The organism is Mycobacterium sp. IS-3022, from assembly GCF_001500065.1.
GTDB lineage: Bacteria > Actinomycetota > Actinomycetes > Mycobacteriales > Mycobacteriaceae > Mycobacterium.
In genome coordinates, this window is the sequence record NZ_LQIN01000012.1 from 1 (window position 1) to 22,469 (window position 22,469).

Below are 22,469 nucleotides of genomic sequence, written 5' to 3' on the forward strand. Positions count from 1 at the left end.
ACACTCAAAAAAGTGAATAGAGTTACGGCGGTCAATAGCGGCAGGGAAACGCCCGGACCCATCCCGAACCCGGAAGCTAAGCCTGCCAGCGCCAATGATACTGCCCAACCCGGGCGGAAAAGTAGGACACCGCCGAACACAAATTAAGCCCTATGGCCCCCAATTCGATTGGGGGCCATAGGCATTTGTAGCGCCGCTCCGCTTCAATCAAACAACGTCAACGCCGGCGCGACCCGATTTTTCTCCATCGCGAGCAGTGCCCGCTTCCTGTCGAGTCCGCCGCCATAGCCCGTGAGACTTCCGTTGGACCCGATCACTCGATGGCACGGCACAATGATGCCGATCGGGTTGTGGCCGTTGGCCAAGCCGACCGCGCGGAAGGCGCCCGGAGAGCCGATCTGCCTGGCGATCTCGCCGTAAGAACGAGTCTCGCCGTAGGGAATCGTCAGCAATGCGGCCCAGACTCGCCGCTGGAAGTCGGTGCCGACAAGATCGAGGTCCAATTCGAACTCGGTGCGCTCGCCGGCGAAGTACGCCTCGAGTTGTTCCACCGCGTCGGGGAACGCGTCCTCGTCCGCAGTCCAGCCGTCGCGGCTGGGTTCATATGTCTGGTCCACCATTCGCAGGTGCATCAGCCGGCCGTCCCTACCTGCCAGGGTCAGTTGACCGACCGGGCTGTCCATCGTGCGAAATTTCAAGGCTTCCATCACGTCTCCTTCGGTGGCCAGTCGTTGACGGCATGATCGAGCGCGGACCACAGGTGCTGGGTGGCGTACGAACGCCATGGTCGCCACCTCGCGCTGCGCTCGGTGAGTGGGCGAGGCTCAGCGGGCAGTCCCGCCTGCCTTGCGGCCAGCTGCACGCCGAGGTCCGTGGCCGGAAAGGCGTCGGGGTCACCGAGCCCACGCATGGCTATCACCTCGGCGGTCCACGGGCCGATGCCGGGCAGCGCCAACAACTGCTCCCGCGCCCGGTTCCAGTCGCAGCCCGCATCGAGGACGACGTCCCCGTCCGCCAATGCTCGGATCAGCGCAATGAGCGAGCGTTGCCGTGACTTCGGGAAGGCGAGATGGGCGGGATCAATGTCGGCGAGATGCTCGATCGGCGGAAAGGCATGTGTCAGACCGCCGTTCGTGTCCGTGATTTGCTGCCCATAAGCCGAGACAATTCGCCAGGCATGTGTCCGGGCCGCCTTGATCGATACCTGTTGACCCAGCACGACCCGCACGGCGAGTTCTTGTTCGTCGACTGTTCGCGGAATTCGCTGACCGGGCGCCTTGCTGACGAGCACGCTGAGTTCCGGGTCGGTACCGAATGCGTCGACAACCGCCTCGGGATCCGCGTCGAGATCAAGCAGCCGTCGGCATCTGGCGATCGCGGTGGCCAGGTCGCGAAAGTCATCGAGGACCACCCGGCATTGCACATGATCGGGTTGCGGTGTGAGCGAGACGATTCCGTTGCCGTTGGGTAGGCGCAGCGTTCGGCGGTAGGCGCCGTCGCGCACTTCCTCGACGCCCGGCACGGCGCTGGCCGCCAGGTGTCCGAACAGTCCCTCATAAGCGAAAGGCGTGCGCACTGGCAACCGCAACGACAGCGCTCCGGTTCCGCCCTCGTTGCGGCCGAACCGGGCACGCGCACGCTGGCGCAACGCCGTCGGGGTGAGGTCGCATACCGCTCGTACGGTGTCGTTGAATTGCCGGATGCTGGAAAATCCTGCTGCGAAAGCAACGTCGCCGAACGGCAGTTCGGTGGTCTCGATGAGCACGCGCGCGGTCTGTGAACGCTGAGCGCGCGCGAGCGCCAGCGGATTCGCCCCGACTTCGGCCTGCAGAAGCCGCTCGAGTTGGCGGGTGGTGTAGCCCAGCCGGGTGGCCAGTCCGGTGACGCCTTCACGGTCGACGGTGCCATCGGCGATCAGTCGCATGGCCCTGGCGACGACGTCGCCGCGGACATTCCACTCCGGCGAGCCCGGTGACGCGTCTGGGCGGCACCGCTTACAGGCCCGGAAGCCTGCCTTCTGGGCGGCCGCCGCGGTCGGATAGAACCGCATGTTGCGTGCGTACGGCGGCCGGACCGGGCAGCTCGGTCTGCAGTAGATCTTCGTGGTCAGCACGGCGGTGACGAACCAGCCGTCGAACCGGTCGTCTTTGGACTGGACGGCCCGGTAGCAGCGTTCGAAATCGTCGTGCACGCCTCTCACAATTACACGTTCCCACTGACAACACTGGCGGAAAACCGACATGGTCGTGGCGGTCAGAAGGCCGAGCTTGTGTGGGAGCGCTGGCGGTGAGGCGGTGGTTGCTCGCCGCGGTGGACGTAACGCAATATCGCCGAAAATCTCACGCATTGGTTTCGGGCGGCTAACGATTCGAGCGTTCCCCGGCATTTGGACGGGCACGTCGACAACCGCTGTGGTGTCGTAGGAGTCGATGTTGACTCGCACACTGTTCATCGTCGGCGCCGCAGCGGCGGCGTCGTTGCTTCTGGCGCCGCCGGCCATTGCCGCGCCAACGGCGGATGCTCAGGGCTATGTCGACTCCACCGCTCGGTGCGCCCCGCCCAACGAGGCGGTGATCTTCGGCAGCACAGGGTCGTCGCGCGTCGCCATCTGCAAGTCGCCCGACGGAGAGTACGAATACCGCGGCGTGCGAGTCCGCGATGGCGCACAGTTGATCGTGCCCGCTTCGCAGACGGGCGATGAGTTCACCGCTGAGAACAACGGAATCACCTATTTCGTCTCGGAGGACTCGTTGACGATCAGCGCGGGCACCCGGGTGATCCGGGAGGAGCCGATGGTCGACGTCCACGAGGGACAGGCGGATGACACACCGTCGGCGCCGCCGGCCTCGACGCCGAAGCCGACAAAGCCCTTGCCCCCGCCCCTGCCTGCCGAAGAGGGGCACACCGAGAGCTGAGCGAAACGATGACTCGTTCGCTCCTACGAGCCGAACAGCACCGTCGTCGCTGCGGTCAGCGACTCCATCGCCTTGACCCGCTCGTCGCCCATCCCGACCAGCGCGTCCACGGTCAGCGGCCCGAGAATCTGGGTCAGCCCGTGCCCTTCGTGTCCGAAAAATCCGGCCATCTCCAACATGACCGCGCCGTGGACGATGCTCCACATCCGCCCTGCCATCACGGCGACGCCGTCATCGCGGATGCGCCCCGCGTCGACCATCCTTCGCACGGCAGTCAACAACGCCTCGAACGACACCGCGAACTCGGCGCGATCGGTTGAGCTGCCGGTCACGGTCAGGTCGGCGTGATGACGGCTCAGTGACTGTGCGGAGGTGCCGAACATCATCTGATAGCGCTGCGGGTTCTCCAACGCGAACTCGCGGTACCGCGCACCCATCACGAGGAAGTCGGCGACCGGATCCTCGGTCACCGGCGACTCCGTCAGCGCCTGGGTGAAGCGCGCGAACGTCTCGCTGGCGATCGAGTCGATCAGGCCCGTCATGCCGCCGAAGTGCGTGTACACCGCCATCGTCGACGTCCCGGTTTCGGCGGCCAATTTGCGCGCGCTGAGCGCCCCCAGGCCGTCCCGCTCGAGAATTCGGATCCCGGCCTCGACCAATTGCTTCGGGGCACTGTCGCTCACCCTTGCCATGTTGCCATAACGGTGTTATACATGTGGTGTCATAACACCGTTATGGGAGCCTGTGATGACGAACCGCTATCTCGAAGGCGCTTTCGCGCCCCTCCGCGAAGAGCACACGCTGACCGACCTCGAGGTCACCGGCACCATCCCCGAGCACCTGGACGGGCGCTATCTGCGAAACGGGCCGAATCCGGTCGGGGAGCTGGATCCGGAGCTGTACCACTGGTTCATCGGAGACGGCATGGTGCACGGCATCCGGATCCGCGATGGCAAGGCGGAGTGGTACCGCAACCGCTGGGTCCGCGGTCCGCAGACCGCGAAGGCACTGGGGGAGCAGGCACCACCCGGTCGATACCCCATCTCGGGAATCGGCGCCAACACCAATGTCATCGCACACGCCGGCAGGACGCTGGCCCTGATCGAATCCGGTGTCGCCAACATCGAACTCACCGACGAGCTGGACACCGTCGGGGTGTGTGACTTCGACGGGACTCTGACGGGTGGATACACCGCCCATCCCAAGCGTGACCCCGACACCGGTGAGCTGCACGCTGTTTCGTACAGCATGTATCGCGGCAACACGGTGCAGTACTCGGTGATCGGCGCGGACGGCCGCGCTCGACGCACGGTCGATATCGAGGTCGCGGGCAGCCCGATGATGCACGATTTCTCGCTGACGCAGAACCACGTCGTGTTCTACGACCTGCCGGTCACCTTCGACGCACGCATGGCGGTAGAGATGACGGTGCCGCGCGGTCTGCGGTTGGTCTCCCGACTTGTGTTGTCGGCCTTGATCGGCCGGGTGCGAATCCCGGACCCGATCAGTGCTCGGCAACCGCGGGGTAAGGCATCCGACCGTCGGTTCCCGTACTCCTGGAACCCGAAATATCCTGCGCGGGTCGGCGTGATGCCGCGCGACGGCGGCAACGCGGACATGCGCTGGTTCGAGGTCGAGCCCTGCTACGTGTTCCACCCGATGAATGCCTACGACGATGGCGGCACGATCGTGCTCGACGTCGTGCGGCATCCGAAGATGTTCGACACCAACCACCTTGGGCCAGATGAAGGCCCGCCGACACTCGACCGCTGGACGGTCGATCTCGCCGACGGCAAAGTCCGCGAATCTCGCATCGACGACCGCGGCCAGGAGTTCCCGCGCGTCGACGAACGCCGGGTGGGCAAGCGTCACCGCTACGGGTACGCGCCGACCGTCGGCGACGGCGACGGCAGCGACACCCTGCTCAAGCATGACTTCGTCGGCGGCGACACGCTTTCACGATCCTTTGGCGATCACAAGGTGCTCGGCGAGTTCGTCTTTGAGGCATCCTCATCGACCGCCGCCGAGGACGACGGTGTGTTGATGGGCTTCGTCTACGACCGCCGGACCGACCGCAGTGAGCTCGCGCTTCTCGACGCGCGAACGTTGCAGGACGTCGCCAGCATCAAGCTTCCGCACCGCGTGCCCGCCGGCTTCCACGGCAACTGGGTGTCATCGTCCTAGGATCGGTCCATGGCCGAACTGGTGCAGCGTTACCTGGACCAGATCCTCGCGGGGCACGTCGACGACACTGGCGGGGCACTGGCCGATTACATACCCGAACTGACTCGGGTCGACCCCAACGGATTCGGGTTGTCGCTGTCACTGGCTGACGGCTATGTCTACGAATCCGGCGATACCGCACTCGAATTCACCATCCAGTCGGTGTCCAAGCCGTTCACCTACGCGCTCGCACTCGACCGCCTCGGCTTCGATGCGGTCGACGCCAAGATCGGCGTGGAACCCTCCGGCGAAGCGTTCAATGAGATCAGCGTCGACGAAACCACCAAGGCGCCGAAGAACCCGATGATCAATGCCGGCGCCATCGCGGCCGTCTCGCTGGTGCCCGGCGCCTCCGCCGATGAGCGGTTCAACCAGATCCGCGAGTTCTATTCGGCGTGTGCGGGTCGCGACCTGACGGTCGACGACGACATCTATCCGTCTGAGAAGGCGACCGGAAGCCGCAATCGCGCGATCGCTTACATGTTGCAGAGTTTCGGCGTGCTCGACGGTGATCCAGACGAGATCCTCGACGTCTACTTCCGTCAATGCTCGATCAAGGTGACGACCACCGATCTGGCCCAGATGGCCGCCACGCTCGCGCGCGGCGGCATCGACCCGGTGTGGGGACGGCGAGTGGCCGCCGCGGCAGTGGTCCAGCGGACGCTGAGCGTGATGGTCACCTGCGGAATGTATGACGCGGCGGGGGACTGGGTCAGCGCCGTCGGCATGCCGGCCAAGAGCGGCGTCGGCGGCGGCATCGCGGCCGTGCTGCCCGCTCAACTCGGAATCGGGGTCTACTCACCGCTTCTAGACGACAAGGGCAACAGCGTGCGGGGTGTGAAGGTGTGCCGCGATCTGTCGGCCGGCCTCGGATTGCACTTCCTTTCGGTCACCCGCGAAGCCCGCTCGACGATCCGGGACGCGTACGACGCCGCCGCAGGTGTCCGGATCTACGAACTGCACGGTGACCTCCTGTTCGCCGGCGCCGAACAGGTGCTGCGCACCGTTGACGAGGAGTGCGACGGTTTCGATGTGGCCGTCCTCGAGCTGTCGAGGGTCGACGATGTCAACGATGCCGCCCGCCGGATGCTCGCCGGCATGCACGAGTCGCTCACTGCCGCAGGCAAAGAGGGTTACATCGTTGATCCCGACGGCACATTGGCCGCGACTGATGCCGCGCAAGCGAGGGTGTTCGGCACCCTCGACGGGGCGTTGCGCGCCGCGGAGAGTTTTCAGCGAACGCGATCAGGCGGGTGACGCCAGCCTGGTCGGCTCGTCGTGTCCGCGCAACGTCACCTCGTCGCCGAGTGTCCAACGGGCGCGCTCGCTTTCGCTCGCGCCGGTGACCGCATCGGAGGAGGCGAGCAGGTGCCCGGGCGTTTCCTTGGCCAGTTCGCACAGCCGCGCGGCTTCGTTGACGGGCTCACCGATCACGGTGTACTCGAACCGTTCCTTGGCCCCGACGTTGCCCGCGACCGCCTCGCCGGCCGCCACCCCGATGCCCGCGTCGCATTCGGGCACCTCCTCATGGATCCGGCGCGCGATCGCCCGACCGGCGGCCAGCGCGGAGTCCTCCGGATTCGCCAGGGGCAGTGGCGCACCGAACACGGCCAGCGCCCCGTCGCCCTCGAACTTGTTGACGAAGCCGTGGTGACGGTCGACCTCCTCGACGATCACCGCGAAGAACCGGTTCAGCAGGTCGACGACCTCGGTCGCGCGGCGGGCGGTCACCAGCTGCGTCGAGCCGATGATGTCGACGAAGATCACCGCGACATGGCGTTCCGCGCCACCGAGTTCCAGACGCTCTTTCTCCGCGGCCGCGGCAACGTCGCGGCCGACATGGCGGCCGAACAGATCGCGTACGCGCTCGCGTTCCTTGAGCCCGTCGACCATCGAGTTGAACCCCCGCTGCAACTCGCCGAGCTCGGTGCCGTCGAACACCACCAGGTTGCAGTTCAGGTCGCCCTGCTCCACGCGCTGTAGTGCGGAGCGCACCACGCGCACCGGGGTGGCCGTCAGCCATGACAACAGCAACATCAGGATCAATCCGAAGGCCAGTGCCACCACCGCGATGATCATCACGGCGACCGCGAACTGGGTTGCGGTGAGATTCTGCAGCGCCAGCGCGAACACCGCGAGAAGAAGGATGCCCAGCACCGGCACGCCGGAGCTGAGCAACCAGACGGTCATGGTCCGGCCCATGACTCCGTGTGCCAACCGGCGTGGCGGACGGCCCGCCTCCAGCGCCTGGGCGGCGACCGGCCGCAGGGCGAACTCGGTGATGAGGTAGCAGGCGGTGGCCACGACGATGCCGGGAAAGCCGACTGCGAGCAGGAAGCGCGGGATGAACGCGGAGTCCTGCAGCCCATACAACAACGTCAGTAGTGCCGTGCCGAGGCCCCACAGCAGGAGCAGCCTCTTCGCCACATGCCACGGAGCGAGGAAGACGTTGTGCTGGTCGGCCCGGGTGGGGGCGCGGTCGGCGATGGCCCATCGGAGCGAATTCACGGTGCGAGAGGTGATCCACCAGGTGCCCACCATCAGGGCGACCAACATGTAGGCGGGGACGACGCCCCAGGTCAACCACGCCGGCGCGTCGGTGAAGACGCTCGGCACCGGAATGGCAACCGTGTTCAGCAGCAATGACACGGCGATGCCGAGCAGGTTGGTGAACAGGATGAGGAACGTGAGGATGATCTGGATGCGGATGCGTCGGCGGGTCTGGTTCTCCGACGGCTTGCCGAGCAGGAACGAGCCGTATTCGGGGGTATCCGGTAGCCGCCCGCTCTGCCGCGTCACCTTCTCGAGGACAAGACCGAGTCGCTGAGGGACGCTCTTCTTGGCGGTCATTGTGGCTAGAGCCTAATTCGCCGAACCGGCACCTAAGGTGGTCGGGTGCGTCTCGTGATCGCCCAATGCACTGTCGACTATGTCGGACGCCTGACCGCACATCTGCCGTCGGCGCGGCGACTGCTGCTGGTCAAGGCGGACGGTTCGGTGAGCGTCCACGCCGACGACCGCGCCTACAAGCCGTTGAACTGGATGAGTCCGCCGTGCCGGCTCATCGAGGACAACACCGGGCCCGTCCCCGTCTGGGTGGTCGAGAACAAGGCCGGTGAACAGCTGCGGATCACCGTCGAGGACATCGAACACGACTCCAGCCACGAACTCGGCGTCGATCCGGGTCTGGTGAAGGACGGTGTCGAAGCGCATCTTCAGGAGTTGTTGGCCGAGCATGTCGAGCTGCTGGGCGCGGGGTACACGCTGGTGCGACGCGAGTACATGACCGCGATCGGCCCCGTGGACCTGCTGTGTCGCGACGGGAACGGCGGGTCGGTCGCCGTGGAGATCAAGCGCCGCGGCGAGATCGACGGCGTCGAGCAGCTCACCCGCTACCTCGAGCTGCTCAACCGCGACAGCCTGCTGGCCCCAGTGACGGGCGTCTTCGCGGCCCAGCAGATCAAGCCGCAGGCCCGCACGCTGGCCACCGACCGCGGCATCCGTTGTGTGACGCTGGACTACGACAAGATGCGCGGCATGGACAGCGACGAGTTCCGGCTGTTCTGATGGGTCGCAAGCGCCGCCCGCAGCGTCCGCCGCCCCTGCCCGCGCCGCGGCGCGTGGAAACCGGACCGGACGGCTACGAGTACGAGGTCCGGCCGATCGCGGCGGCGCGCGCCGTCAAGACATACCGCTGTCCCGGCTGCGACCACGAGATCCGCCCTGGGACAGCACATTTGGTGGTGTTCCCGGCCGACATGGGGGAGCGGGCCGTCGACGACCGCAGGCACTGGCACACGGCGTGCTGGACGCACCGGGCCACGCGTGGCCCGACCCGCAAGTGGTCTTAGTGGTCGTGCCCGTCGGCAGCGGGCTCTACGAGCTCGATGAGGACCCCGCCGGAGTCCTTCGGGTGGACGAAGTTGATCCGCGAGTTCGCGGTGCCGCGCCGCGGCGCGTCGTACAGCAGCCTCACGCCCTCGTCGCGAAGACGCTCGCTGAGCGCGTCGATGTCACTTGTGCGGTAGGCCAACTGCTGAAGACCGGGACCGCGCTTGTCGATGAACTTCGCGATCGTCGAGGTCTCGTCCAGCGGGGCCATCAGCTGGACCTGCGCGCTGCCGACCGGAGCGCCACGCACCGAGAGCATGGCCTCGCGCACGCCTTGATCCTCGTTGACCTCCTCGTGCAGGACGATCATCCCGAGCCGGTCGTGGTACCACCTGATTGCGGCGTCCAGATCCGGCACCGCGATCCCCACGTGATCGATCGCCGTCACGAGTGCGCTCGCGAGCGCCGGACGTGCGTCTACGTGTTCAGTGGTCATAACGTAACGGTAACCTTGAGACAGATGTTTGCGGAATGTGTCATGGACCACATATCGATATACCCAGTTTCCGGAGGTAGTAAATGACGACATCGGTGATCGTTGCTGGAGCGCGCACCCCGGTCGGCAAGCTGATGGGCTCGCTGAAGGACTTTTCGGGCAGCGATCTCGGGGCCGTCGCGATCAAGGGCGCCCTGGAGAAGGCCCACGTGCCCGCTTCGGCCGTCGAATACGTGATCATGGGCCAGGTCCTCACGGCCGGCGCCGGGCAGATGCCCGCCAGGCAGGCCGCGGTGGCCGCCGGAATCGGCTGGGACGTCCCCGCACTGACCATCAACAAGATGTGCCTGTCGGGAATCGACGCCATCGCTCTCGCCGACCAACTGATTCGTGCCGGTGAGTTCGACGTCGTCGTGGCCGGCGGCCAGGAGTCGATGACCCAGGCCCCGCACCTGTTGATGAACAGCCGGTCGGGCTACAAGTACGGCGATGTCACCGTGCTCGACCACATGGCTTACGACGGCCTGCACGACGTGTTCACCGACCAGCCGATGGGTGCGCTCACCGAGCAGCGCAACGAGGTCGATCAGTTCAGCCGTGCCGAACAGGACGAGTTCGCCGCCCGGTCGCACCAGAAGGCCGCCGCGGCCTGGAAAGACGGCGTCTACGCCGACGAGGTGGTGCCGGTGCACATCCCGCAGCGCAAGGGCGACCCGCTGGAGTTCAACGAAGACGAAGGCATCCGCGCCAACACCACCGCCGAATCGCTTTCCGGTCTCAAACCGGCATTCCGCAAGGACGGCACCATCACCGCCGGGTCGGCGTCGCAGATCTCCGATGGCGCCTGCGCGGTCGTCGTGATGAACAAGGCCAAGGCCGAGGAACTGGGGCTGAGCTGGCTGGCGGAGATCGGCGCCCACGGCGTGGTCGCCGGCCCGGACTCCACCCTGCAGTCGCAGCCGGCCAATGCCATCAGGAAAGCCGTTGCCCGCGAGGGGATTTCGCTCGACCAGCTGGACGTAATCGAGATCAACGAGGCGTTCTCCGCGGTCGCGCTGGCCTCGATGAAGGAGCTGGGGGTCGATCCGGAGAAGGTCAACGTCAACGGCGGGGCGATCGCGATCGGGCACCCGATCGGCATGTCGGGCGCCCGGATCACGCTGCACGCCGCCCTCGAACTGGCCCGCCGTGGGTCCGGCTACGCCGTGGCCGCGCTGTGCGGCGCGGGCGGTCAGGGCGACGCGCTGATCCTTCGCGCGCCGTAGCCCTCTACGACGGCGTGTAGTAAACATTCCGGTTTTCGTGCACAATGGCGGCCATGACTGGCGCTTTTGATCTGCGGTCCGTTGCCGGATGGTTCCGACTCGTCGCCTTGCTGGAGGCGTTGAGCTGGGTTGGTCTGCTGACCGGGATGTACTTCAAGTACCTCGGCACGCCGCGCACCGAGGTCGGCGTGCAGGTGTTCGGCATGGCGCACGGGCTGATCTTCGTCGGCTTCGTCGCGGTGGGCCTGCTGGCCGGGATCACCCTCAAGTGGGCGCCCGGCACGTGGTTGCTGGCGATACTGGCGAGCATCCTGCCGCTGGCGAGTGTGATCTTCGTCATCTGGGCGGATCGCACCGGTCGGATGGGCGTCGTGCCCGCTGTCGCGAGCATGTCGCAACCGGGGCGGTCGATCCCGGAAACGACGTGACAAACTTGATCGCGTGAGTCGTCCACGCCCTTCCATCGCGGCCTCCATGGCCGGTGCGGTTGACCTGTCCGCTCTCAAACAGCGGCCCTCGACGAACGACGGTGGCTCGTCGGCTCCGGCCGGTGGAGTGGAGATCACCGAAACCAATCTCGAAGACGAGGTGCTGGTCCGGTCCAGCCAGGTTCCCGTCGTCGTACTGCTTTGGTCACCGCGTAGCGATGCCAGTGTCCAACTGGGTGATGCGCTTGCCGAACTGGCCACCGCCGACGGTGGCAAGTGGTCGCTGGCGACGGTCAACGTCGACGTCGTACCGAGAGTGGCGCAGATGTTCGGCGTGCAGGCGATCCCGACGGTGGTGGCGCTGGCCGCCGGACAACCGCTGTCCAGCTTCCAGGGCATGCAGCCGCCCGAACAGCTGCGCCGGTGGATCGACTCGCTGTTGAACGCCGTCGCGGGCAAGCTGCCCGGCACCGGCGAGGCGGATGTAGCCGAGGAGGTCGATCCCGCAGTCGCGCAAGCCCGGGCGTATCTGGACGCCGGTGACTTCGACGCCGCTCGCGCGGCGTACCAGGCGATTCTGGACGGCAATCCCAATCACGCCGAAGCCAAGGGCGCCGTGCGTCAGATCGACTTCCTGCAACGCGCGACTTCCCGGGACCCCGGTGTGATCACCGCCGCCGACGCGGCACCCGACGACATCGAAGCGGCGTTCGCCGCCGCCGACGTCGAAATGCTGCAGCAGAACGTCGCAGCCGCCTTCGATCGGCTCATCGGCCTGGTCAAGCGGACCTCCGGCGACGACCGCACCAAGGTGCGCACGCGGTTGATCGAGTTGTTCGACCTGTTCGATCCTTCCGATCCCGAGGTCATCGAAGGCCGCCGCAAGCTGGCCAACGCGCTGTACTGACTCGCGGCGTGCGCCGAGACTGCGGGGAGATCGCGATTTCGGCGCAGACTCCTTCGATCTGTGAGCAGTTTCGGCGTCAGGATTGCGCCCCGGGTTCGTATTCAAACCACAGGGCGGCCAGCGGGGGTAGCACCATGACGGCCGACGCGGGCCGGCCGTGCCACGGCTCGTCGGTTGCTTCAACGGCGCCGTAGTTGCCGATGCCCGACCCGCTGTAGATGTCGGCGTCGGTGTTGAGCACTTCGCGCCAGATGCCGGCGTGCGGCAGGCCGAGCCGATAGCGGGTGTGCTCGGTGCCCGCGAAGTTGAACACACACGCCAGCACGGAGCCGTCGTCGCCGTAGCGCAGGAAGCTCAGCACGTTGTTGGCCGAGTCGTTGGCGTCGATCCAGGAGTACCCCTCCGGGCGGGTGTCCTGCGACCACAGGGCCCGCCGGCTGCGGTAGATGCCGTTGATGTCGTGCACCATGCGCTGGATGCCGGTCGAGAACCCGTTCTCATCGAGTTGGTACCAGTCCACACCCCGTTCCTCGGACCATTCGGCGCGCTGGCCGAACTCCTGGCCCATGAACAACAACTGCTTGCCCGGATGCGCCCACTGATAGGCCAACAGGCTGCGCAACCCGGCCGCCTTGTTGTGGTCGTTCCCCGGCATCCGGCCCCACAGCGTGCCCTTGCCGTGCACCACCTCGTCGTGGCTGATCGGCAGCACGTAGTTCTCGCTGAACGCATAGAGCATCGAGAACGTGATCTCGTGATGGTGGTAGCTGCGGTGGATCGGATCGCGCTTGATGAACTCCAGGGTGTCGTTCATCCAGCCCATGTTCCACTTCATCGAAAACCCCAGGCCGCCAAGGTTCGTCGGCCTGGTGACGCCGGGCCATGAGGTGGACTCCTCGGCGATCGTCACGATGCCGGGCGCGGCCTTGTGTACGGTCGCGTTCATCTCCTGAAGGAACTGCACGGCTTCGAGGTTCTCGCGGCCGCCGTATATGTTCGGTGTCCACCCGCCCTCCGGCCGCGAGTAGTCCAGGTAGAGCATCGAGGCGACCGCGTCGACCCGCAGCCCGTCGATGTGGAATTCCTGCAACCAGTACAGCGCGTTGGCCACCAGAAAGTTGCGTACCTCGTTGCGACCGAAGTCGAATACGTAGGTGCCCCAGTCCAACTGCTCGCCGCGCCGCGGATCGGAGTGCTCGTAGAGGGCGGTGCCGTCGAAGCGGCCGAGGGCCCAGGCGTCCTTGGGGAAGTGGGCCGGCACCCAGTCCATGATCACGCCGATGCCGGCCTGGTGCAGCGTGTCGACCAGGTGGCGGAACTCGTCGGGCGTACCCAGCCGCGACGTCGGCGCGTAATACGACGTGACCTGGTAGCCCCAGGAACCGCCGAAGGGATGCTCGGCGACCGGCATCAATTCGACGTGGGTGAACCCCTTCTCGACGACGTACTGGGTGAGCTGCGCAGCGAGATCTCGATAGTTCAGGCCGGGCCGCCACGACATCAGATGCACTTCGAGGGTGCTCATCGGCTCGAACACCGGGTTCTGGTTGGCGCGCTTGGCCATCCAGTCCTGGTCCTGCCAGGTGTATTCGCTCAGGGTCACCTTCGACGCCGTCTTGGGCGGGACCTCGGTGGCGAAGGCCATTGGGTCGGCGCGGTCGCTGACCGACCCGTCGGCACCGTGGATGCGGAATTTGTACAGCCCGCCGATCTGGAAACCCGGCCAGAACACCTCCCACACACCGGTCGAGCCGAGCGCCCGCAGCTGGGCTTCGTTGCCGTCCCAGTGGTTGAACTCGCCGATCAGGGTGACGCCCTTGGCGTTCGGCGCCCACACCGCGAACGAGACACCTTCGACGACGCCGTCGGGCGTGGTGTAGCGGCGGGGATGCGCGCCGAGGATCTCCCACAGCCGCTCGTGGCGGCCCTCGGCGAACAGGTGCAGATCCATCTCCCCGAGCGTGGGCAAAAAGCGGTACGCGTCGGCCACCGTGTGCACTTGGGTCGAGCCGTTGCTGCCGGGGTAGTGCACCTCGAGCCGGTAGTCGGCCAGCCCGGTGAACGGCAGCGCCACCGCGAACAACCCGGATTCGATGTGCTGGAACACATATCTCTCGCCACCGACGAGCGCCACCACCTCCACCGCATGCGGGCGATAGGCCCGGATCACGGTGTGGTCGTCGTACTCATGGGCCCCCAGCACCGCGTGCGGGTCGTGGTGTTCACCGGCAAGCAGCCGGTTCAGGTCGGCGGTGTGCGGCCGCAGATGCGGGCTGCTCGCCTGTTTGGTCTGCGTCATGTCGTCACTCCCTACGCAGTAGGTTGAGTCGTTGGTCGCCGGGCACCTGCGGCATGTTCAAGATGTGCGCCACCGCACGTACCGGGTCGAGGCGCACGTAATTCGCCTGCCCCCATTGATATTCGTCGCCGGTGATCTCATCGCGCACCCAGAACCGGTCGTAGGGCTCCATCCCGAGCGCCGGCATGTCTAGCCACAGTGTGGCCTCCTCGGGGCCGAACGGATTGAGGGTGACCACCACCAACACCTGGTCTCCGGTCGCCGGATCGAACTTGCTGTAGGCCACCAGCGCGTCGTTGTCGACGTGATGGAACGTGATGGTGCGCAACTGGTGCAGCGCAGGATGCAGCTTGCGAATCTCGTTGAGCCGAGCGATGAACGGTTCCAGTGATTCGCCGTCGGCCAGTGCGGCGTCGAAGTCGCGGGGGCGAAGTTCATACTTCTCGGAGTTGAGGTACTCCTCGCTGCCCTCTCGTACCGGGCGGTGTTCGTAGAGTTCATAGCCCGAGTACACGCCCCACGCCGAACTCATCGTCGATGCCAACACCGCGCGGATCGCGAACATGCCGGGACCGCCGTGCTGGAGGCTCTCGTGCAGGATGTCGGGCGTGTTCACGAACAGGTTTGGGCACGCATAGTCGGCGTGTTCGGCGATCTGCTCGCCGAACTCGACGATCTCCCACTTCGCCGTGCGCCAGGTGAAGTACGAATACGACTGCGTGAAGCCGAGTTTCGCCAACCCGTACAGGCGCGCCGGGCGGGTGAACGCCTCGGAGAGGAACACCACGTCCGGGTGCTCGTTCTTCACCTTTGCGATCAGCCAGGCCCAGAAGTTCGGCGGCTTGGTGTGCGGGTTGTCCACCCGGAAAACCTTGACGCCGTGCGAGATCCAGTGCCGAACCACCCGCAGCACCTCCTCATAGAGGCCGGCCGGGTCGTTGTCGAAGTTCAGCGGATAGATGTCCTGGTACTTCTTGGGCGGGTTCTCCGCATAGGCGATGGTGCCGTCGGGCAGCACCGTGAACCACTCCGGATGGGCCTTGGCCCACGGGTGGTCGGGGGCGCATTGCAGCGCGAGGTCGAGCGCCACCTCCATGCCTTCGTCGCGAGCCGCGGCGACGAAGTCGTCGAAGTCGTCGATGGTGCCCAGCTCCGGATGGACAGCGTCGTGACCACCCTCGTCGCTGCCGATCGCCCACGGTGAGCCGACGTCGTTGGGCGCGGCGGTCACGCTGTTGTTGCGGCCCTTGCGGTGCACCTTCCCGATCGGGTGGATCGGCGGCAGGTAGACCACGTCGAAGCCCATCCGGGCGATGCGGGGCAGCGCCTTGGTGGCGGTCGCAAAGGTGCCGTGGATCGGGTTGCCCTTGCGGTCCCAGCCGCCAGTGGAGCGGGGAAAGAACTCGTACCACGCGCTGAACCGTGCTTCCGGGCGGTCCACCCAGATCCCGTACTGCTCGCCGCGGGTGAGCAACTCGCGCAACGGATACTCGTCCAGCAGCGTGGTGACCTCCGGTGCCAGCGCTGCGCCGGCGCGGCTGAACGGGTCGCCGGGTTGACGCAGTCGCGCCGCCGCCTCGATGAGCGGATAGCGGTGCTGACGCGGCACCCCGGTCGAGGCGCGTTCCAGCAGCCGGGCGCCGATCAGCAGGTCGTTGGACAGTTCCGACTCGCTTTGACCCGCATCGAGCTTGGCGGTCACGTTCTTGCGCCAGGTGGCCACCGGATCACCCCAGCCGTCGACCCGGAAGGTCCACAGCCCGGTGCAGTCGGGGGTGAACGCACCGTGGAATACGTCGGGCGTTCTGCCCGCTGCCATCGGCAGGTGCTTGGGCCGCTTGCGCGGTGTGGCGCCGAGGACCGTCTCGATGGGCACAGCCTCGGCGGACTGGGCCAGCCCGGGAGGGTCGTCGGCGAACTGAGGGTATGCGGAGCCGTGGTAGCGCACCACCAGTGTGGCCGCGACCGCGTCGTGGCCTTCTCGCCAGACCGTCGCAGCGATCGGAACGATCTCGCCGACGACCGCCTTGGCCGGATAGCGTCCACCGGAGACAACAGGCTGGACGTCATCGATCTCGATACGACCGGCCACCTACCAACTCCTCACACCCACGCGGCCCGATGGGGCCGCTGTGTCGTCTGGTCAACTCACAGTCAACTTCAATAAGCCTCGTCGCGCCCTATACCCACGCTAGTGCGCAGCCCAACCCAAAGCCGACCAAGCAGTCCGAACGCCAGGCCTGCGGGACGCCGGATTGTCAGTAAGGTTGTGTCGCGTGATAGCCCGATGAAAGCGCTGAGAAGGTTCACCGTCCGCGCACATCTGCCCGACCGGCTGGCCGCGCTGGGACGGCTTTCGATCAACCTGCGCTGGTCCTGGGATCGGCCGACGCAGGATCTGTTCGAGTCGATGGATCCCGAGCTGTGGAAGCAGGTGGGCTGCGATCCGGTGGGCCTGCTGGGTCAGATCAACCCCGGGCGGCTGGACGAACTGGCGGTCGACGAGGCGTTCCTGAACCGCCTCGACGAGTTGGCCGCCGATCTCGACGACTACCTGAGCCGGCCGCTGTGGTACCAGCAGGAGATCGAAGACGGTGCGCAACTGCCCAACGGCATCGCGTACTTCTCGATGGAGTTCGGGGTGGCCGAGTCGCTACCGAACTACTCGGGCGGCCTCGGCATCCTCGCGGGCGACCACCTCAAGGCGGCATCCGATCTGGGCCTACCGCTGATCGCCGTCGGGCTGCTGTACCGGTCGGGTTATTTCCGGCAGTCGCTGACCGCCGACGGCTGGCAGCACGAGAGCTACCCGGCCCTGGATCCGCAGGGCCTACCACTTCGGCTGCTCACCGACCGGGACGGCCGGCCGGTCCTGCTCTCTGTGGCGATGCCGAGCGAGAACCGCCATGACAACCAACTGCGGGCCCGGGTATGGATCGCACAGGTGGGCCGAATTCCCTTGCTGCTGTTGGATTCCGACGTCCCGGAGAACGACCACGACCTGCGCGGCGTGACCGACCGCCTCTACGGCGGCGACCAGGAGCACCGGATCAAGCAGGAGATCCTCGCCGGCATCGGCGGGGTCCGGGCGATCCGGGCGTTCATCGAGTTGGAGGGTAGGCCCTCGCCGGAGGTGTTCCACATGAACGAGGGGCACGCGGGCTTCCTCGGTGTCGAGCGCATCCGTGAACTCATCGACGCCGGGCTCGACTTCGACACCGCGCTGACGGTGGTGCGCTCGTCGACGGTGTTCACCACGCACACTCCGGTGCCCGCGGGCATCGACCGGTTCCCGGTGGAGATGGTCCGCCGCTACTTCGGCGGGTCTTCCGATGGACCGTCGGGCGCGATGTCACGGCTGCTGCCCGGTGTCCCGCTCGACCGCATCATCGCCTTCGGCGAAGAGGACGACCCGGACAAGTTCAACATGGCGCACATGGGGCTGCGGCTGGCCCAGCGCGCCAACGGTGTGTCGCTGTTACATGGCAACGTCAGCCGGCACATGTTCAACGAACTGTGGCCCGGCTTCGACCCCGACGAGGTGCCGATCGGCTCGATCACGAACGGTGTGCACGCGCCGACATGGGCGGCGCCGCAATGGCTGGAACTCGCCAACGAGCTGCTCGACAGCGAGGATCTGAGCCGCGCGCGAGAACCCGCGGTGTGGGAGCGGCTGCAGCAGGTCGACACCGGTCATCTGTGGTGGATCCGGTCGCAGCTGCGTGAGCAACTCGTCCAGGACGTGCGCGCGAGGCTACGCCGCTCCTTTCTGGAACGTGGGGCGGCGGAAGCCGAATTGGGTTGGATCGCAAACGCATTCGACCCTGGCGTGCTGACGATCGGGTTCGCCCGGCGGGTCCCGACCTACAAGCGGCTGACGCTGATGCTGCGTGACCCCGAGCGGTTGGAGCGACTGCTGCTCGACGAGGAGCGGCCGGTTCAGCTGATCGTCGCCGGCAAGTCCCATCCCGCCGACGACGGCGGCAAGGCGCTGATCCAGCAGGTGGTGAAGTTCGCCGACCGGCCGGAGGTACGGCACCGGATCGCATTCTTGCCCGACTACGACATGTCGATGGCACGCCAGCTGTACTGGGGCTGCGATGTGTGGCTGAACAACCCGCTGCGACCGCTGGAGGCCTGCGGCACGTCCGGCATGAAGAGTGCACTCAACGGCGGTCTGAACCTGTCGATCCGCGATGGGTGGTGGGACGAGTGGTACGACGGCGAGAACGGCTGGGAGATCCCGACCGCCGACGGTCTCGCCGACGAGAACCGGCGCGACGATCTCGAGGCGGCCGCACTCTACGACCTGCTCGAAACCTCGGTGGCGCCGAAGTTCTACGACCGTGACGAGCGCGGCATCCCCACCCGGTGGGTGGAGATGGTGCGGCACACGCTGATCGTGCTCGGGCCGAAGCTGCTGGCATCGCGGATGGTCCGCGACTACACCGAGGAGTATTACGCGCCCGCGGCCGAGTCGCTGCGCAGAACCGTCGAGCCCGGTGCGGACGGTGAGCCGTTCGGCGCCGCGCGGGAGCTGGCCGCCTTCCGGCTGCGCGCGCAGGAGTCGTGGCCGAAGATCCAGATCACCGACGTCGACAGCTACGGCTTGCCCGACACGCCACTGTTGGGCTCGGAGCTCACGCTGACCGCCAAGGTCCATCTGGCGGGACTGCGGCCCGACGAGGTCGTGGTGCAGGCTGTCCTCGGCCGCGTCGACGCCGGCGACCAGCTCGTCGATCCGGTGACCGTGCCGATGGTGCACACCGGAACCGCCGACGGCGGCAACGAGGTGTTCTCCGCGTCGGCCCCGTTGCCTGTCGCCGGTCCCGTGGGTTACACCGTCCGGGTGTTGCCGCACCACCCGCTGCTGGCCGGCGACAACGAGCTCGGTCTCGTCACTCTCGCGTGACGGCCGGAAAACGATCGAACCCGCTCAAGGTCGCCCTCGACGGCGGACCCTACGGGCTCGCGGCGGGCCCGGACGGGGCGTTGTGGGTGACGCTGGTGCGCGCCGGCGCGATCGCGCGGGTGACCGATGCCGGTGACGTCACCGTCTATCCCGTTGCGCCGGGGTGTCGGCCGTCGATAATCGCCGCGGGCCCCGACGGCGCGATGTGGTTCACCCGCTACGGCGACGACCGCATCGGTCGCATCACCACGGCCGGAGAGGTGACTGCATTCGAACTTGCCGAGGGCAGCGGCCCCTACGGCATCACGGCCGGCCCCGACGGTCTGCTGTGGTTCACCGCCTTGACCTCCGGTGAGATCGGCCGGCTCTCGGTGGGCGGCGAGATCTACCCCGGGCATCCGGTCGGCGGTGCGCCGTCGATGATCGTCACCGGACCCGACAACGCGCTGTGGTTCACGCTGAATCAGGCGAGCGCGGTCGGCCGCATGACGCTGTCCGGCGAACTCACGGTGCGCGAAACTCCCACGGCCGCATCGGGTCCGGTCGGGATCGCCGCAACACACGACGACGCGGTGTGGTTCACCGAGATCCTCGCCGAGCGGCTGGGACGCATCCCGCTCAACGATGCCATCCAGGAGCTCGCGCTGCCCGGCAAGCCGCACGCCGTGCTCGCCGATCCCGACGACGGGGTGTGGGTGACGCTGTGGGGGTCGAGCCAACTCGCCCGGGTCAGCGGCGACGGTGAAATCGTCATCATCGACCTTCCGCCGGGCAGTGAACCGCACGGGCTCGCGGTCGACGCCAACGGCTCCGTCTGGGTCGCCCTGGAAGCGGGTTACGTATTGCGGATGCCCTCCTGATACGTCCCTGGCATCTCGCTGCCCGAGTCCGCCGGAACGATTCTGCGGGCATCCGTCCGCAGCCGGCAGTCCTCGCGGTAGGTTCCGAAGCGTTCCTAACGATCGGGAGGGCCGGCAGTGACGGTTGGGACTGTGCTACGAAGCGGCATCACAGTGATCGCCATCGTGGGGGTGTTGAGCAATTTGGGTGCTGCGATGGCCGCGGCCGATCCGGAAGTCGAACCCGTCGCCGCCGAGGCCGCGCCCCCGCCGGTGGAAGGTGCGGTCGAGTCGACACCGCCGGCGGTGACGGAAGCCCCCGATGGCTGGCGTCTGGAGATGAGCGCCGAGAAGGAGACCCAGGCGCCGATCCCTCCGCTGACGACTGCACTGTCGTCCCGTGAATACGTCGTCGGCGGCACTTACAAGGGACGGCTGAGTGGGCCCGGGGGCGGCGAGGAGCCGGAGGGCACCCTCGAGGTCGGCTACGAAATCGGCTGTGGCATCGACATGAGCACCTCGAACGGTGTCTCGCTGACCGGCACCGCAGGCATCAACCCGTCCATCGGGCTCCTGGGACTCACCATCGTCGGAGGGGGAGAGGACTTCGGAATTCTGCCTAGCCTGGGCGGCAATGTCGGCGGCGGTATCACCGTCGGCCTCAAACCGGGCCTGGTCAACGTGGTCCCGGTGACGAAGAAGAAGTTCACCGGCGCCGAGCCGTGGGTGATGGTGAGCGGCTTCCGGGTCAAGATCGACGGCTGCGTCGGAGAGTCGTTCATCCGCTCCTATGCGTACCTCACCCACTCGACGGAGCAGTCGGAGGCGATCGTCGCCTGGTACGGCGTGACCAAGAAAATCTGATCTAGTCGAATCGCTTGAAGCAGCGCTCGGTGTCGCCGAGCACCCCGACACGGAACGCGTCGATGCGGGAGAAGCCCGACGGCACCGACTCGCCGTTGACGTCACTGGCCACCAAGCCGTTGACGAGGATGCCCGACACCGCTTCGTCGACGTCGCCCGCGGTCAGCGCCACGGTGTTGCCGTCGGGGGTCTGCACGCTCTTCGACAGCTTGGTGGTGGCGACGCCGGTCAGGCACGCCGTGCGCAGCGCTGCCTCGGCGTCGTCCAGTCCGACGCCGCCGTGCTCGTTCTGGATCGCCTGCATGTAGCGCGACACCAGCACCGAATAGGCGGTGTTGTCGCCGGTGGCCAGGCCAATCGGATCCTCGACGTCGGGCGGAGCGCCGATCTGCGCCAGCTCACCGAGATCGACTGCGATGGTGTTCGTGGCGGGACAGTAGGACACCGGCGGGCTGGGCCGCGCGTCCGGGCACTTCGCGGGCTCGAAGGTCAGCTGGGGCGGTGCGGCGGGTTCGAACAGGATGTCCATCGCGTCGACGACCGCGCGCACCGACTCCTCGGACACGGCCCATTCGCCGGTTTCGTTCTCGTCCAGCAGCACCGGCAGATCGCCTCGGCGCTGGCCGATCTCGCGCATGTCGATGGCCGCGCAGGCCGCCGCGCCGTCGGTGAATCCGAACTGGAAGGCCGAAACACGTTCGAACGCCGAGCCGTGTTCGTCGACGCCCGCTTCCGGGTCGTTCTCGCTCAACAGCGGATCGCGAAACGCGACGACGGCCGCCAGCACGTTGTTGAGCCCGTCGCCGGTCGACAGTGTGAAGCGCGTCGAGTCGTCCTCGGCGACCCAGCGCATGTACGCGCCGGCCAGGCAGTCGGCTTGCTGTTCGGAGACCAGCGTCGGGGTGTCCTCGCCGACCAGCCCCGCCTGCTTCTGCACCGAGTGGCCGTACTCATGAGCGAGCACCATCGTGACGCCCATGTCGCCGTACGCCTGTCGCAGGCCCGGCAAGAGCTCACCGCGGTCCCAGCCGATCGTGTTGTCGGTCTGGCAGAAGCCGGCATTGACCAACCCGTAGGTGTCGGTGTCGCAGAACCCGGTCTCGTCGAATCCGTTGGCGTCCCAGGAGTACACCTGGTCGACCGGTTCGAACCTGCCGTCGAAGGCGGCGCCGTAAGCACCTTCCCAGAACTCTTCGATGTCACTGATCGCTTGGCGGGCCAGTTCGTCGATATCGCTTCCGTCGGTGCCGCGCACCTCACGCACGGGATCCTGCGCGTCGGGCCGCAGACCGGTGGGGCCGTCCGTCGCCGGCATCCCGGCGACGCGGAACGGATCGGCGAACACCGAGACCGGTTGGCCCTGCAGCGTGCTGGTGCACGCGGTCGCCAGCGCTGCCGCGCCCACCGCGATCGCGACGGCGATCCGGTGTCGTCGACTCATGGACGCCGCCTTTCGGGTCGACTGGCGGCCACGCGGCGCGCACTGAACC

The 22,469-nt window shown here is 66.7% G+C and carries 19 protein-coding genes and 1 rRNA gene; 12 read left to right on the forward strand and 8 right to left on the reverse strand.

The features are described from left to right. Positions 1-23: 23 nt before the first annotated feature. Positions 24-138, forward strand: a 5S ribosomal RNA gene (rrf, locus tag AU188_RS09320). A gap of 65 nt (positions 139-203) precedes the next feature. Here rrf and AU188_RS09325 read toward each other — a convergent pair. Both AU188_RS09325 and AU188_RS09330 read right to left on the reverse strand, forming a co-directional pair. Next, positions 204-707: a methylated-DNA--[protein]-cysteine S-methyltransferase gene (locus AU188_RS09325; RefSeq protein WP_059163458.1), complete on the reverse strand. Its 504-nt coding sequence runs from the start codon at positions 705-707 to the stop codon at positions 204-206. Continuing rightward, a complete protein-coding gene (locus AU188_RS09330) occupies positions 707-2,191 on the reverse strand; it encodes a DNA-3-methyladenine glycosylase 2 family protein (RefSeq protein ID WP_059163459.1) in 1,485 nt (494 codons plus the stop codon). The genes AU188_RS09325 and AU188_RS09330 overlap by 1 nt, the downstream gene beginning before the upstream one ends. A gap of 238 nt (positions 2,192-2,429) precedes the next feature. Here AU188_RS09330 and AU188_RS09335 point away from each other — a divergent pair, with 238 nt between their 5' ends. After that, on the forward strand, positions 2,430-2,915 hold the full coding sequence (locus AU188_RS09335) for a hypothetical protein (RefSeq protein WP_059163460.1): 486 nt from the start codon (positions 2,430-2,432) through the stop codon (positions 2,913-2,915). A gap of 23 nt (positions 2,916-2,938) precedes the next feature. Here the strand turns inward: AU188_RS09335 and AU188_RS09340 are convergent, their stop codons facing one another. After that, on the reverse strand, positions 2,939-3,607 hold the full coding sequence (locus tag AU188_RS09340; RefSeq protein ID WP_502687600.1) for a TetR/AcrR family transcriptional regulator: 669 nt from the start codon (positions 3,605-3,607) through the stop codon (positions 2,939-2,941). Between the two features lie 55 nt (positions 3,608-3,662). Between AU188_RS09340 and AU188_RS09345 the strand changes: the two genes are divergently transcribed. Next, positions 3,663-5,099 (forward strand): carotenoid oxygenase family protein, encoded by a 1,437-nt coding sequence (locus AU188_RS09345; RefSeq protein ID WP_059163462.1) that lies wholly within the window; start codon positions 3,663-3,665, stop codon positions 5,097-5,099. A 9-nt stretch (positions 5,100-5,108) separates the two neighbouring features. Then, the gene (glsA, locus tag AU188_RS09350) at positions 5,109-6,395 is read left to right on the forward strand and encodes a glutaminase A (protein ID WP_059163463.1); all 1,287 of its coding nucleotides are present in this window, start codon (positions 5,109-5,111) and stop codon (positions 6,393-6,395) included. Here glsA and AU188_RS09355 read toward each other — a convergent pair. Continuing rightward, entirely contained in the window at positions 6,384-7,988 is a 1,605-nt protein-coding gene (locus AU188_RS09355) for an adenylate/guanylate cyclase domain-containing protein (RefSeq protein ID WP_059163464.1), read from the reverse strand. The genes glsA and AU188_RS09355 overlap by 12 nt on opposite strands. Positions 7,989-8,033: 45 nt before the next feature. Here AU188_RS09355 and nucS point away from each other — a divergent pair, with 45 nt between their 5' ends. Beyond that, positions 8,034-8,705 carry an endonuclease NucS gene (gene nucS / locus AU188_RS09360; protein ID WP_059163465.1) on the forward strand — a complete coding sequence of 224 codons (672 nt, stop codon included), beginning with the start codon at positions 8,034-8,036 and terminating at the stop codon, positions 8,703-8,705. Next, on the forward strand, positions 8,705-8,989 hold the full coding sequence (locus AU188_RS09365; RefSeq protein ID WP_059163466.1) for an Rv1322 family protein: 285 nt from the start codon (positions 8,705-8,707) through the stop codon (positions 8,987-8,989). The genes nucS and AU188_RS09365 overlap by 1 nt, the downstream gene beginning before the upstream one ends. On the opposite strand, the gene mce is transcribed toward AU188_RS09365, so the two are convergent. Further along, complete coding sequence (gene mce, locus AU188_RS09370; protein ID WP_059163467.1) at positions 8,986-9,465, reverse strand: methylmalonyl-CoA epimerase; 480 nt, start codon at positions 9,463-9,465, stop codon at positions 8,986-8,988. The genes AU188_RS09365 and mce overlap by 4 nt on opposite strands. Before the next feature lie 83 nt (positions 9,466-9,548). Here mce and AU188_RS09375 point away from each other — a divergent pair, with 83 nt between their 5' ends. From AU188_RS09375 to AU188_RS09385, 3 genes are read left to right on the forward strand one after another with little or no spacing between them, the layout of a single operon-like run. Beyond that, positions 9,549-10,730, forward strand: a complete 1,182-nt coding sequence (locus AU188_RS09375; protein WP_059163468.1) for an acetyl-CoA C-acetyltransferase — start codon at positions 9,549-9,551, stop codon at positions 10,728-10,730. A gap of 44 nt (positions 10,731-10,774) precedes the next feature. Beyond that, complete coding sequence (locus AU188_RS09380; protein ID WP_059163469.1) at positions 10,775-11,158, forward strand: DUF3817 domain-containing protein; 384 nt, start codon at positions 10,775-10,777, stop codon at positions 11,156-11,158. Between the two features lie 13 nt (positions 11,159-11,171). Continuing rightward, positions 11,172-12,065, forward strand: a complete 894-nt coding sequence (locus tag AU188_RS09385; RefSeq protein ID WP_172799449.1) for a tetratricopeptide repeat protein — start codon at positions 11,172-11,174, stop codon at positions 12,063-12,065. Between the two features lie 76 nt (positions 12,066-12,141). Here the strand turns inward: AU188_RS09385 and glgB are convergent, their stop codons facing one another. Together glgB and AU188_RS09395 are read right to left on the reverse strand one after the other, a co-directional pair. Next, entirely contained in the window at positions 12,142-14,364 is a 2,223-nt protein-coding gene (glgB, locus tag AU188_RS09390) for a 1,4-alpha-glucan branching protein GlgB (protein WP_059163471.1), read from the reverse strand. 4 nt (positions 14,365-14,368) lie between these two features. After that, a complete protein-coding gene (locus AU188_RS09395; protein ID WP_059163472.1) occupies positions 14,369-16,456 on the reverse strand; it encodes an alpha-1,4-glucan--maltose-1-phosphate maltosyltransferase in 2,088 nt (695 codons plus the stop codon). A 195-nt stretch (positions 16,457-16,651) separates the two neighbouring features. Here AU188_RS09395 and AU188_RS09400 point away from each other — a divergent pair, with 195 nt between their 5' ends. The 3 genes from AU188_RS09400 (at position 16,652) to AU188_RS09410 (ending at position 20,979) form a co-directional block, all read left to right on the forward strand. Continuing rightward, positions 16,652-19,276 carry a glycosyltransferase family 1 protein gene (locus AU188_RS09400; protein ID WP_059163473.1) on the forward strand — a complete coding sequence of 875 codons (2,625 nt, stop codon included), beginning with the start codon at positions 16,652-16,654 and terminating at the stop codon, positions 19,274-19,276. Continuing rightward, a complete protein-coding gene (locus AU188_RS09405; protein ID WP_059163474.1) occupies positions 19,273-20,136 on the forward strand; it encodes a Vgb family protein in 864 nt (287 codons plus the stop codon). The genes AU188_RS09400 and AU188_RS09405 overlap by 4 nt, the downstream gene beginning before the upstream one ends. A 117-nt stretch (positions 20,137-20,253) precedes the next feature. Then, positions 20,254-20,979, forward strand: coding sequence for an MspA family porin (locus AU188_RS09410; protein ID WP_286137368.1), 726 nt, complete (start codon positions 20,254-20,256; stop codon positions 20,977-20,979). Between the two features lies 1 nt (position 20,980). On the opposite strand, the gene AU188_RS09415 is transcribed toward AU188_RS09410, so the two are convergent. Continuing rightward, positions 20,981-22,420, reverse strand: coding sequence for a neutral zinc metallopeptidase (locus AU188_RS09415; RefSeq protein ID WP_059163476.1), 1,440 nt, complete (start codon positions 22,418-22,420; stop codon positions 20,981-20,983). Positions 22,421-22,469: the final 49 nt, after the last annotated feature.

Coding starts and splice junctions, on each gene's coding strand:
- AU188_RS09325 (WP_059163458.1), bottom strand. CDS start 707: ATGGAAGCCTTGAAATTTCGCACGATGGACAGCCCGGTCGGTCAACTG.
- AU188_RS09335 (WP_059163460.1), top strand. CDS start 2,430: ATGTTGACTCGCACACTGTTCATCGTCGGCGCCGCAGCGGCGGCGTCG.
- AU188_RS09340 (WP_502687600.1), bottom strand. CDS start 3,607: ATGGCAAGGGTGAGCGACAGTGCCCCGAAGCAATTGGTCGAGGCCGGG.
- AU188_RS09345 (WP_059163462.1), top strand. CDS start 3,663: ATGACGAACCGCTATCTCGAAGGCGCTTTCGCGCCCCTCCGCGAAGAG.
- glsA (WP_059163463.1), top strand. CDS start 5,109: ATGGCCGAACTGGTGCAGCGTTACCTGGACCAGATCCTCGCGGGGCAC.
- AU188_RS09355 (WP_059163464.1), bottom strand. CDS start 7,988: ATGACCGCCAAGAAGAGCGTCCCTCAGCGACTCGGTCTTGTCCTCGAG.
- AU188_RS09365 (WP_059163466.1), top strand. CDS start 8,705: ATGGGTCGCAAGCGCCGCCCGCAGCGTCCGCCGCCCCTGCCCGCGCCG.
- mce (WP_059163467.1), bottom strand. CDS start 9,465: ATGACCACTGAACACGTAGACGCACGTCCGGCGCTCGCGAGCGCACTC.
- AU188_RS09375 (WP_059163468.1), top strand. CDS start 9,549: ATGACGACATCGGTGATCGTTGCTGGAGCGCGCACCCCGGTCGGCAAG.
- AU188_RS09380 (WP_059163469.1), top strand. CDS start 10,775: ATGGCGGCCATGACTGGCGCTTTTGATCTGCGGTCCGTTGCCGGATGG.
- glgB (WP_059163471.1), bottom strand. CDS start 14,364: ATGACGCAGACCAAACAGGCGAGCAGCCCGCATCTGCGGCCGCACACC.
- AU188_RS09400 (WP_059163473.1), top strand. CDS start 16,652: ATGAAAGCGCTGAGAAGGTTCACCGTCCGCGCACATCTGCCCGACCGG.
- AU188_RS09415 (WP_059163476.1), bottom strand. CDS start 22,420: ATGAGTCGACGACACCGGATCGCCGTCGCGATCGCGGTGGGCGCGGCA.